Source organism: Caulobacter sp. GW821-FHT12F03 (assembly GCF_058806855.1).
Window position 1 is genome coordinate 256,173 of sequence record NZ_JBXAQC010000006.1, and the last position, 10,951, is coordinate 267,123.

Here is a 10,951-nt window from a genome sequence, read left to right on the forward strand (position 1 = left end):
GATATCGGCGTTTGGGGAGTAGGGAGTAGGGAGTAGGGAGTAGCAAACGGGAGGCGCGGCATCGTCGGCGGGCAAAGTCGAACCACGCCCAACGCCCTGCGCCCTGCGCCCTCCCTACACCTGCCCGACCGTCTTCAGCTTGGCCCGCGGATGGACCTCGTTCTGGCTCATCACCACGGTCTGGCCGCGGAAGCGCTCGATGATCGAACGGACGAACGGGCGGATCTGCGGGCTGGTCAGAAGCACGGGGCTGTCGCCGGCCAGCGCCGCGCGCTCGAAGGCCTCGCGGACGCCGCGGATGAACTCCTGCAGCTTGCTCGGGGCCATGGCCAGCTGCTTGTCCTCGCCCTGGCCCACGAGCGCCTCGCTGAAGGCGACTTCCCAGTCCGGCGACAGGGTGACGATCGGCAGGGCGCCGTCGTCGCCGCGGTTGGCCCAGCACAGCTGGCGGCCGAGGCGTGAGCGCACGGCCTCCACCAGCTGGGTGATCGAGGCGGTGTGCGGCGCGGCCTCGGCGACGCCTTCGAGAATGGTCGGCAGGTCGCGGATCGAGACGCGCTCGCGCAGCAGCGCCTGCAGCACGCGCTGCAGGCTGGTGCCGGTGACGATGGCCGGGACCACGTCGTCGGCCAGCTTCTTCTGCTCCGGCCCGAGGTCCTTGAGCAGCTTCTGCACCTCGGCGAACGACAGCAGGTCGGACATGTTGTCCTTGAGAATCTCGGTCAGGTGGGTGGTCAGCACCGTGGCCGGGTCGACGATGGTGTAGCCGCGGAAGGTCGCCTCTTCCTTGAGGGTCTCGTCGATCCAGGTGGCCGGCAGGCCGAAGGCCGGCTCGCGCACGTGATCGCCGGGCAGCTCGACCTGGCCGCCGCGCGGATCCATGGCCATCAGCGAGCCGATGCGCACCTCGCCCGCGCCGCACTCCATCTCCTTGATGCGGATGGCGTAGCCCTGGGTGGGCAGGCGCATGTTGTCGAGGATCCGCACGGGCGGCATGACGAAGCCGTAGTCGGCCGCCAGCGTCTTGCGCAGGGCGCGGATCTGGTCGGTCAGCTTGCGGCCGTCGAGGTCGTTGATCAGCGCCAGCAGGCCGTAGCCGAGCTCGATCTTCACATCGTCGATGGCCAGCGAATTGGAGATCGGCTCCTCTTCCTGTTCGACGGGCGCGGCCTGTTCGATGACGATTTCCGGTTCGTTCGCCTTGAGCGTCCGGCGATAGGCGAGGAAGCCGGCGCCGAGGGCGAGGATCAGGAACGGGATCTTCGGCATCGCCGGGATCAGGGCGATGATGCCGGCCGAGGCCGAGACCATGCCCAGGCTGATCGGGTTCATCGCCAGCTGGGTGACCAGGGCGGCGTTGGCCGAGCCCTCGACGCCGGCCTTGGACACCAGGAAGCCCGCGGCGATCGAGATGACCAGCGCCGGCACCTGGCTGACGAGGCCGTCGCCGATGGTCATCAGGGTGTAGGTGGTCGCCGCCTGGCCGGCCGGGATGTGGTGCTGGATGACCCCGATCAGGAAGCCGCCGACGATGTTGATGGCGACGATGATCAGGCCGGCGACCGCGTCGCCGCGGACGAACTTGCTGGCGCCGTCCATGGCCCCGAAGAAGGTCGACTCGGATTCCAGCTCCTTGCGGCGCTTCTTGGCCTCGTCCTGGTCGATCAGGCCGGAGGACAGATCGGCGTCGATGGCCATCTGCTTGCCGGGCATGGAGTCGAGGGTGAAACGGGCCGCGACTTCGGCGATGCGGCCCGAACCCTTGGTGACGACGACGAAGTTCACGATCACCAGGATGGCGAAGACGATCACCCCGATGATGTAGTTGCCGCCCATCATCAGCTCGCCGAAGGCCTTGATGATCTGGCCGGCGCCGTGGGCGCCCTCGTGTCCGTGGCTCAGGATCAGGCGCGTCGAGGCGAGGTTGAGGCCCAGCCGGAACAGGGTCGTGACCAGCAGCACCGTCGGGAAGGCGGTGAATTCCAGGGGCTTTTTGATCAGCAGAGCCGTCATCAGGATCAGCACGGCGCTGGTGATCGACAGCGACAGCAGGATGTCCAGCATGAACGCCGGGATCGGCAGGATCAGCAGGATGATGATGCCGATGACGCCGACCGCCAGGCCGACCTCGCCGCGCACCAGCCAGCCCCAGAGGCGTCCCGCCGAGGGCTTGGAAGCTGCCAGTCCTGAAAGTCCGATGTCCGCCATGCTGGGTCGGACCTAGGGCTGACGCCCTAGGCCGCGTGCGCTCCCAGGCCGGCCTGGGGCGCCGGGACCGTCACGCCGGCCTCGGAATACTCCTTCAGCTTGTTGCGCAGGGTGCGGATCGAGATGCCGAGGATGTTGGCCGCATGGGTGCGGTTGCCGAGGCAGTGGCCGAGGGTGTCGAGGATCAGCTGCTGCTCGACCTGGGCGACCGTCTGGCCGACGAAGGCGCGGCTGATCGCGTCGGCGGCCATCGAGGCCGTGCGGGCGACCGCCACGTCGGGCGCGGGCGACATCGGCTGGCCGTCGGGCAGGCGGACGGCGAACTCCTCGATCTCCGGGCCGGTCGACAGCAGCACCGCGCGGTGCATGGCGTTTTCCAGTTCCCGCACGTTGCCCGGCCAGCGATGGCCGACCAGGCGGCGGCGGGCCTCGGCCGACAGCGGCCGCTCGGGGATGCCGTTGGCCGCGGCGTACTTCTTCACGAAGTGATCCGACAGGGCGACGATGTCGCCGGGCCGCTCGCGCAGCGGCGGCAGGCGGAGGTTCACGACATTGAGGCGGTAGAGAAGGTCTTCGCGGAACGTCCCTTCGCGCACGGCCTGGGCCAGGTCGCGGTTGGAGGTGGCGATGACGCGGATGTCCACCTTGACCGGCTTGCCGCCGCCGACGCGGTCGATCTCGCGCTCCTGCAGGGCGCGCAGCAGCTTGGCCTGCAGCCGGCCGTCCATCTCGCTGATTTCGTCGAGCAGCAGCGTGCCGCCGCTGGCTTCCTCGAACTTGCCGATGCGGCGGGCCACGGCGCCGGTAAACGCGCCCTTCTCGTGGCCGAACAGTTCGCTTTCGAGCAGGTTTTCGGGAATGGCGGCGCAGTTGACGCTGATGAACGGCTTGTTGGCCCGGCGCGACTTGGTGTGGACGTAGCGGGCCATCACCTCCTTGCCGACGCCGCTTTCGCCGGTGATCAGGATCGAGGCGTCGGACGGGGCGATTTGGTCAGCCAGCTTGATGACCACTTCCATGATCGGGTCGCGGGCGATCATCGGCCGGGCGTCGTCGCCGATGGCCGCGAGCACCGCGGCGATCAGGTCGGCTTCCGCCGGCAGCGGAATGAACTCCTTGGCTCCCGCGCGGATCGCGTCGCCGGCTTTCCGGGCGTCGGAGCCGACGCCGCAGGCGACGACCGGCACCCGGATGCGCTCGGCCTCGTTGGCGGCGATCAGTCCGGCGATGTCCAGGTCGTAGTCGACCATCAGCAGGTCGGCGCCCTGGCCGGCCCGCAGGGCCTGGGTCGCGGCTTCCACCGTCTCCACGTGGGCCACCTTGGCGCCCGCCGACATCGCCATCTTCACGGCGAGGGCCAGCTGCCCGTTCAAACGTCCGACGACCAGAAGTCGCATGGGTACTCTCCTTTACGTCCCGTCGCCGATCAGGCGGCCGAGTCGCCGTCCTTGATGATTTCCGTCATGGTCACGCCGAGGCGGTCGTCGACGACGACGACCTCGCCGCGGGCGACCAGGCGGTTGTTCACATAGATGTCGATGGCCTCGCCGACCTTGCGGTCGAGCTCGAGGACGCTGCCCTGGCCCAGCTGCAGCAGCTGGGCGACCGAGAGGTTGGCCCGCCCCAGCACCGCCGAGATGTTGACCGGCACGTCGAACACCGGCGCCAGGTCGGCGGCGGTCTTGTCGGTCGCGTCGACGTGCATTTCGGAGGCCAGGGCCTCGTCGGCGGAGAACTCGTCAAGCGCGAGATTGGTGTCTTCAGCCATGGTCGGCCTCGCTGGCGGGGATCAGGGGTTCGGCGTGCAGACCCTCGGCGGCGAGGGCCGCGTCGAGGGCCTCCGCGACACGGTCGGCGGCGGCGAGCGGATCGAAGGCCGCCTTTCCGTCGCCCCAGTCGAGGACGAAGGCGGCGAGCGGCAGGGCGGTGTCGGCGCGGGCCGTGATCTGGCCCTGGAACCCGATGGCGGCGGCGGTTTCGTCGAGCGACGCCTGGACGCGGGCCTCGAGCCCGGCGGCGACGCGCACGGTCAGCCGCGGCTGGGCCTCGACTTCCCGGGACAGGGCCTCGAGCGCCGCCGAGACCGGGGCGTCGGGAAAGCGGGTCAGGGCCGCGTCGGCGATACGCCGTGCGGCGGCCAGGGCCAGTTCGGCCGAGCCGACGCGGTGCGCGTGCGCCACCCCGGCCAGGGTGGTCATCGCCGAGCGCGCGGCGCGGGCGATGTCGGCCAGGGCGTCGGCGGCCTCGGCTTCGGCGCGGGCCACGGCGGACCGTTCGCCCTCGGCGAAGGCGGCCGCGCGGATCTGCTCGACCTCGTCGGGGGTCCACGAGCGCTTCTGCACCGGCGGCCGGTAGGCCACCGCGCCGAGATCGTCGAACACGGTGTCGAAGGCGAAGGGTTTGTGAGCGGGATGGGTCATCAGTAGATCAGCTCATCATCGCCGCCGGCGCCGGCCAGCATGATCTCGCCCTTGGCGGCGAGGTCCTTGGCGGCCTGGACCATCGCCATCTGCGCCTGGTCGACGTCGCGCAGGCGGACCGGGCCCATGCTCTCCATGTCCTCGCGCATGATCTTGCTGGCGCGTTCGGACATGTTGGAGAAGAACATCTCGCGCAGGGCGTCCGAGGCGCCCTTGAGCGCCAGGCCGAGCTGGTCCTTCTCGACCGCGCGCAGCAGCGTCTGCACGCCGCCTGGGTCGAGCTTGTTGAGGTCCTCGAAGACGAACATCAGGGCCCGGATGCGCTCGGCGCTCTCGCGGTTGCGCTCCTCCAGGGCGGCGATGAAACGCGCCTCGGTCTGACGATCAAAGTTGTTGAAGATGTCGGCCATCATCTCGTGGCTGTCGCGCTTGGAGGTGCGCGCCAGGTTCGACATGAATTCGGTCCGCAGGGTCTGCTCGATCTTGTCGAGGATCTCGCGCTGCACCGGCTCCATGCGCAGCATGCGCTGGACGCACTCCAGGGCGAAGTCCTCCGGCAGGGCGCCCAGCACCCGGGCAGCGTGCTCGGCCTTGATCTTGGACAGCACGACCGCGACGGTCTGCGGGTATTCGTTCTTCAGATAGTTGGCGAGCACCGCCTCGTTCACGTTGCCCAGCTTGTCCCACATGGTGCGACCGGCCGGGCCGCGGATCTCCTCCATCAGGGAGTCGACCTTCTCCGGGGCCATGAAGGCGCCGAGCAGACGCTGGGTCTGTTCGAAGCTGCCCATGATCGCGCCGCTGGACGACATGCCGGAGACGAACTCGACCAGCAGCTCCTCGACCACCGAAGCCGAGACCGTGCCGAGGGTGGCCATGGCCTGGGAGATCTCCTTGATCTCCTCCTCGTCGAGCGCTTCCCAGATGGCGGTGTGGTCCTCGCCCAGCGACAGCAGGACGATGGCCGCCTTTTCAGGGCCGTTCAGGCGCGCCGTCTCGGTGACCGCCTTGGATTTGCCTTTCACACTCATGCGGTTTCATGCAGCCAGGAGCGAAGGATCGAGACGGACTCGTCGGGATGGGTGTCGACGAAGTCCGCCACGCGCTTGACCGAGGAAGCGCGGACCTGCCCCTCGATGCGCGCGATGTCGATGCGCTGGTCCATGTCCGGGCCCGGCAGGGCCAGCGGCTCGCCGGTCTTGGCGTCGACGGCGATCTGCATCGTGCCGCCGTCGGGGGTCGAGACCAGGCGTGTGGCGAACTGTCCGCCGGCCGCGCCCGACAGGGCCGGCAGCGTGCCGCCCGCGCCGCCGCCGCCGGTCAGGCTCTTGAGCAGGGGGCGGACGCCGAACAGCATCAGCAGGATGCCGAGGATGGCCAGCACGCCCAGTTCGATGGCCCGCATGACGTCGTTCTTGTCGAACCCGCTGAGCAAGCCGGCCTTGGCCGTCGCGCCGCCCTCGTCCATGGCCTCGCGGGCGAACTTGACGTTGGTCACGCGCACCTGGTCGCCGCGTTCGGCGTCGAAGCCGACCGCCGCCTTCACCAGTTCGTCGAGCCGCTGCATCTCCGCCTCGGTGCGCGGGGTATAGGCGCCGAGCTTGCCGTCCTTGCCGACGGCGGTGTTTCCGTCGACCGCGACGGCCACCGAAATCTTCTTCACCGTGCCCGGCTCGCGGACCTCGGTCGTGACGGTCTTGCTGATCTCGTAGTTGGTCGTGGAGTCCGTGCGGCCGGTGCGCGAGGAATTGGTGGTGGAGCCCGCGCCCGTGCCGGCGCCGGGAATGTTGCCCGTGGCCGAGACCGTGTTGGCCCCGTCGGGCTGGTTCTCGGTGGCGTTCTCCTCGCCGGTCTGTTCGGAGCGGACGACCTGGCCGTCGGGGTCGAAGGTTTCCTTCTGTTCGGTCACCCGGGCCATGTCGATGTCGGCGGTGACCTCGACGCGGGCGCGGCCCGGGCCGACGACGCCCTCGACCAGCTCCTTGATGCGGGCGGCCATGCGGCGCTCGACCTCGGACTTGCGATCGTCGGCCATCTTGCCGGCCACCGACGAGCCGCCGGCGACGGAAAGGACCTTGTTGTGCTGGTCGATGACCGAGACCTGCTCGGCCTTCAGGCCCGGCACGGCGCCGGCGACCAGGTTCTGGACCGCCTGGACCTGCTCGTCGCCGGGGGTGCGGCCGGCAATGCCGATCATCACCGAGGCCGAGGGCGGCTCGGCCTCTTCCTCGAACAGCTGGCGGCGGGGCAGGTTGAGGTGCACCCGCACGGAGGTGACGCCGTCGAGACCGCGGATGGTGCGGGCCAGCTCGCCCTCGAGGGCCCGCTGGCGATTGAGCTGCTGGACGAAGTCGGTCTGACCGAGGGCCGAGCTCTGGTCGAAGATCTCGTAGCCGATGGAGCCCGAGCTCACGAGGCCCTTGCTGGCGATCATCAGGCGGGCCGAGGCGACCTGGTCGCGGGGCACCATGATGGTCGAGCCGTCACCCTCGGCCTCGTACTTGATGTTGGCGGCCTGCAGGGCCTGGACGACGGCCGAGGCCTCCTTGAGGTCGAGGTTCGAATAGAGCAGCGCCTTGGGCTCGGTCCCGATGTTCATCGTCAGGGCCACGAGGGCGGCGGCGATGCCGACCCCGATCCCGGCCAGCGCCGCGAGCCGGCCGAAGCCGAACCCGCGCAAGGCGCTCATGAACTGTTCCACCCGGACGCCCCTACGCATTGGACCAACGGCGCCGACAGGACCGGGCCGCTAGGCAGGAATTACCGGGTGCGTGGTAAACGGGTCCTTAAGTTCCGACCCACGCGCCCCAAACGGGCGACGGCCGCGCCCCTTTCGGAACGCGGCCGCCTGTCGCGAGCCGAAAGCTGGGGGGCGGAGCGGCTCAGCGATACTGTTGCAGTCGGGTCGTCCGGAGCCCCGCGAGGCCGTGCCGGTCGATCGATTTCTGCCAGGTCAGGAACTCTTCGTTGGTGAGCCTGTAGCGATCACAGGCTTCATCAAGGCTGAGCAGACCTCCGCGCACCGCCGCGACCACCTCCGCCTTGCGCCGGATGACCCAGCGCTCGGTATTGGCGGGCGGCAGGTCGGACAGCGTCAACGGCGCACCCGTGGGACCGATCACGTACTTCTCGCCCCTGTTATTAACACGCTGTTGTTGAAGCATGGCTCTAGGCCTCTCTCACCATCACTGTTGAGGAGAACCGTACGCCACTGGCGATAACGGTGGATGAATCGCGATAGTAAAAATGCAGGTAACCACTATCGCCCCCAAGTTAACATCCGTGTTTCATCTTGAAACACCCAAATTAAAGCAAGCTAAACTTCAAGATTATCTCTTGATGTTCAGAAGCTCTTCCAACATCTGATCCGCCGTCGTGATGATCTTCGACGACGCCGAGTAGGCCCGTTGCGTGGTGATCAGCCCGGTGAACTCACTGGAGAGGTCGACCGTCGAGGCTTCGAGCGTCGAGGGCGAGATGAAGCCCGCGCCGCCCGCGCCCGGGGTCTTGAAGTTGTAGGTGCCGCTCTCCTGGCTGACCCGGTAAGCGTTTCCACTGACCGGCGTCAGGCCGTCGGCGTTCGGGAAGGTGGCGATGGCGACCTGGGCGATCTGGCGCGAGATGCCGTTGTCGAAGATGGCGGTGACAAAGCCGCGCTCGTCGATCTCGATGTTGGTCAGGTTGCCGAAGGCGGTGCCGTTGGTGGCGACCGACTGCACGAGCGACTCGCTGTCGAACTGGGTCAGGCCGCCGGCCGCGCCGCCGAGATCCAGGCGGATGTCCTGGGCGCCGACGCCGAGGCCCGTCGCCCACTTGAACTCACCGGCCGCTGGCGCCGCGTCGGCCGAGGCGGCGAACGACAGGACCGGGTTGCTCGGGTCGGGGAACAGGGTGGTGGCGGCGGTGTCGAGGCGGCCGTCCGGCGTGAACACCACCTTGCCGGTGGCCAGCTGGCCGTTGGTCAGGCCGGCGCCGGTCACGACGTCGCTGGCCGGGACCGCGCGGATCTCGGCGTACCACTCGTTGGGGTTGGCGCTCTTGAGGAAGTCGACCTGGACCGTCCGCTTGCCGCCCTTGGAGTCCGAGACGGGCACCTGGATCGAGAAGTCAGGCCGCACGCCCGTGCCGGCGTCCGGATCGTACATGGCCATCGAGTTGGTCGCGGCGTTGTACACGCCGACGTCGGCCGACAGCGCCTGGCTGGACTTCAGGTTGGCGTTGACCGTGGCGCGGGTCGTCTGTTCGGCGGCGCCGCCGACCGAGGAGACGTTGATCGACTTCAGCCGGGTGATGTCCGACGGGTCGGGGGTGATGGCGCCGAGATCGTCGACCAGCCAGCCCTGCAGATACAGGCCGGCGTCGTTCTTCAGGTAGCCCAGGCTGTCGAGCTGGAAGGAGCCGGCGCGGGTGAACGAACGGACGTCGGACGCCTGCAGCCCCTCGGCCTTCTCGGTCACCGTGAAGAAGCCCTGGCCCGAGATCGACAGGTCGGTGCTCGACGTCGTCTGGGTGGGCAGCCCCTGGGTGGTGATGAACCGGCGGGTCTGGGCCGTGACGCCGCCCGCGGCGTACGAGGCGCTCGCGCCGCGGTTGGTCACCAGCGTCTGGAAGTTGGCCTGGCTGCGCTTGTAGCCGACCGTGTTCACGTTCGCGATGTTGTCCGAAATCGCCGCGAGGGCGGACGAGTTCGAGACCAGGCCGGTCACGCCGGCGAGCATGGCGCTGTTGATACTCATGGGAGGTTATCCTTCCTGATGACGGACCTGGATCACGTGGTGGAGGCCACGCCGGTGATCGAAGACACGGGGATCTTGAGTTTGCCGACGGACACGACCGTCTCGCCGTTGACGGTCTGGACCGCGGTGGCGACGCCGGTGATGTGGCTGGAGGCGTTGATGGCTTCGCCGCCCGAGCCGGTGGCGGTGATCTTGAGGGTGTAGGGGCCGCCGTCCGGCAGATGCTGGCCGGCGGTGGTGACGCCGTCCCAGTCAAGCGTGTGGGCGCCGCCGGCGACGCTGGCGTCGGTCCGGCTCCAGACCGTCGTGCCCTGGGCGTTGACGACCTCGTACTTCACGCTCGAGGCGTTGCGATCGAGGTCGTAGTTCCAGCTGGCCTTGCCGTCGGTGATGGTCGCCTGGTCCGTGGCCGCCGTGACCGTCTTGCCGATCAGGTTGACCGAGCCGGACAGGCCGCCGTCGCTCATGCCGACCAGCATCTTGAGCAGGTCGTTGGTCATCAGCTGCTGCTCGACCCCGGTCATCTGCACGATCTGCGCGGTGAACTGGTTGGAATCGAGCGGCGACAGCGGATCCTGGTTCTTCAGCTGCGTGGTCAACAGCGACAGGAAGGTCTGTTCGCTGTCGGCCAGCCGGCTGCGCGAGCTGTTGAGCTTGTCGGAGACGGACGCTCCGGCGGAGGTGGCTGTGGGGTCGATGGTGCTGGTCATGGTCTGGGCCTAGATCCGGATATCGACGCCGGACCGGGTCCAGCTCGCGGGATTGGGGGAGACGCCGGCGAGGTCCGCCGCGTCGGCGCCGCTCTGGGCGCGCTGGAAGGCCCGGCCGTTCCAGGCGCGGTCCTGCTGTTGCTGCTGCGCCGTGTCACGGCCGCCGAAGCCGGAATTCTGGCTCGCGGTGTCGAAGGTCAGGCCGCCGTCGGACACGCTGAAGCCGGCCTGTTCGAGCGCCTGGCGCAGCTCGGCCGAGCGGCCGCGCAGGTCGGCGGCCGACTGGGCGGTGTCGAAGGTCATGGCGGCGGTCAGCCTGCCGGCCCGGTCGATCTCGATGGCGACGTCGACCTTGCCCAGCCCGTGCGGGTTCAGCTCGAGGTCGAAACGGGTGCTCTGGCCGTCCAGCTTGCGGATGATGTCGGCGGCCAGCTTCGCCACCGTCTCCGGCGAGCCGCGCGGAGCGGCGACGCTGATCCCGGCGACGGAAGTCTGGGCCTGGGCGGCGCGGGCCTCGCCGGGCAGGTTCGGTTGCTGCGCGTCGGCCGTCTCGGCGGCGTCGGCGGCCACGACCTCGGGCTCGGCGGGCGGCGTCGCATCCCCGGCGTCAGCGGTCGTCGTCGTGTCGAGGGCGGCCAGCGCCGCCTGCTCGACCGGCGTCCCGCCGGCCAGGGCGAGCGCCGAGGCGCCGACGGGCGGCGCCGCGCGGCGATCACCGCGGGCGACGGCGGCGCGGCGGATGTCGCCGAGGGTCGGAGCCGGACGGGGCGCCTCGGCCTGGGCGGGGACGTCGACCGGCTCGGCGGCGGCGGCCACGACGGCGGCGGATTCGGAAGCGGACGCGACCGGGGGCGCGGGCGGCGCGGCGGCCCGGGCC

At 69.2% G+C, this 10,951-nt stretch carries 10 protein-coding genes; all 10 read right to left on the bottom strand.

Annotated features, from left to right (window positions below; translation table 11 throughout):
- Positions 1-114: 114 nt before the first annotated feature.
- On the bottom strand, positions 115-2,208 hold the full coding sequence (gene flhA, locus AC1RN0_RS15215) for a flagellar biosynthesis protein FlhA (RefSeq protein ID WP_492788299.1): 2,094 nt from the start codon (positions 2,206-2,208) through the stop codon (positions 115-117).
- Between the two features lie 26 nt (positions 2,209-2,234).
- On the bottom strand, positions 2,235-3,605 hold the full coding sequence (gene flbD, locus AC1RN0_RS15220; protein ID WP_492788300.1) for a sigma-54-dependent transcriptional regulator FlbD: 1,371 nt from the start codon (positions 3,603-3,605) through the stop codon (positions 2,235-2,237).
- 29 nt (positions 3,606-3,634) lie between these two features.
- Complete coding sequence (gene fliN, locus AC1RN0_RS15225) at positions 3,635-3,976, bottom strand: flagellar motor switch protein FliN (RefSeq protein WP_492788301.1); 342 nt, start codon at positions 3,974-3,976, stop codon at positions 3,635-3,637.
- Positions 3,969-4,628, bottom strand: a complete 660-nt coding sequence (locus AC1RN0_RS15230; RefSeq protein WP_492788302.1) for a FliH/SctL family protein — start codon at positions 4,626-4,628, stop codon at positions 3,969-3,971. The genes fliN and AC1RN0_RS15230 overlap by 8 nt, the downstream gene beginning before the upstream one ends.
- A complete protein-coding gene (gene fliG / locus AC1RN0_RS15235) occupies positions 4,628-5,659 on the bottom strand; it encodes a flagellar motor switch protein FliG (protein ID WP_492788303.1) in 1,032 nt (343 codons plus the stop codon). The genes AC1RN0_RS15230 and fliG overlap by 1 nt, the downstream gene beginning before the upstream one ends.
- On the bottom strand, positions 5,656-7,317 hold the full coding sequence (fliF, locus tag AC1RN0_RS15240) for a flagellar basal-body MS-ring/collar protein FliF (RefSeq protein WP_492788304.1): 1,662 nt from the start codon (positions 7,315-7,317) through the stop codon (positions 5,656-5,658). The genes fliG and fliF overlap by 4 nt, the downstream gene beginning before the upstream one ends.
- Before the next feature lie 193 nt (positions 7,318-7,510).
- The gene (sciP, locus tag AC1RN0_RS15245; RefSeq protein WP_492788305.1) at positions 7,511-7,792 is read right to left on the bottom strand and encodes a CtrA inhibitor SciP; all 282 of its coding nucleotides are present in this window, start codon (positions 7,790-7,792) and stop codon (positions 7,511-7,513) included.
- Between the two features lie 165 nt (positions 7,793-7,957).
- The gene (locus tag AC1RN0_RS15250; protein ID WP_492788306.1) at positions 7,958-9,364 is read right to left on the bottom strand and encodes a flagellar hook-basal body complex protein; all 1,407 of its coding nucleotides are present in this window, start codon (positions 9,362-9,364) and stop codon (positions 7,958-7,960) included.
- A gap of 32 nt (positions 9,365-9,396) precedes the next feature.
- Positions 9,397-10,074 carry a flagellar hook assembly protein FlgD gene (locus AC1RN0_RS15255; protein WP_492788307.1) on the bottom strand — a complete coding sequence of 226 codons (678 nt, stop codon included), beginning with the start codon at positions 10,072-10,074 and terminating at the stop codon, positions 9,397-9,399.
- A gap of 9 nt (positions 10,075-10,083) precedes the next feature.
- Positions 10,084-10,951 (bottom strand): flagellar hook-length control protein FliK (locus AC1RN0_RS15260; protein WP_492788308.1); only part of this gene is annotated, 868 nt, incomplete at its 5' end.

Coding starts and splice junctions, on each gene's coding strand:
- AC1RN0_RS15230 (WP_492788302.1), bottom strand. CDS start 4,628: ATGACCCATCCCGCTCACAAACCCTTCGCCTTCGACACCGTGTTCGAC.
- fliN (WP_492788301.1), bottom strand. CDS start 3,976: ATGGCTGAAGACACCAATCTCGCGCTTGACGAGTTCTCCGCCGACGAG.
- AC1RN0_RS15255 (WP_492788307.1), bottom strand. CDS start 10,074: ATGACCAGCACCATCGACCCCACAGCCACCTCCGCCGGAGCGTCCGTC.
- flhA (WP_492788299.1), bottom strand. CDS start 2,208: ATGGCGGACATCGGACTTTCAGGACTGGCAGCTTCCAAGCCCTCGGCG.
- sciP (WP_492788305.1), bottom strand. CDS start 7,792: ATGCTTCAACAACAGCGTGTTAATAACAGGGGCGAGAAGTACGTGATC.
- flbD (WP_492788300.1), bottom strand. CDS start 3,605: ATGCGACTTCTGGTCGTCGGACGTTTGAACGGGCAGCTGGCCCTCGCC.
- fliF (WP_492788304.1), bottom strand. CDS start 7,317: ATGAGCGCCTTGCGCGGGTTCGGCTTCGGCCGGCTCGCGGCGCTGGCC.
- fliG (WP_492788303.1), bottom strand. CDS start 5,659: ATGAGTGTGAAAGGCAAATCCAAGGCGGTCACCGAGACGGCGCGCCTG.
- AC1RN0_RS15250 (WP_492788306.1), bottom strand. CDS start 9,364: ATGAGTATCAACAGCGCCATGCTCGCCGGCGTGACCGGCCTGGTCTCG.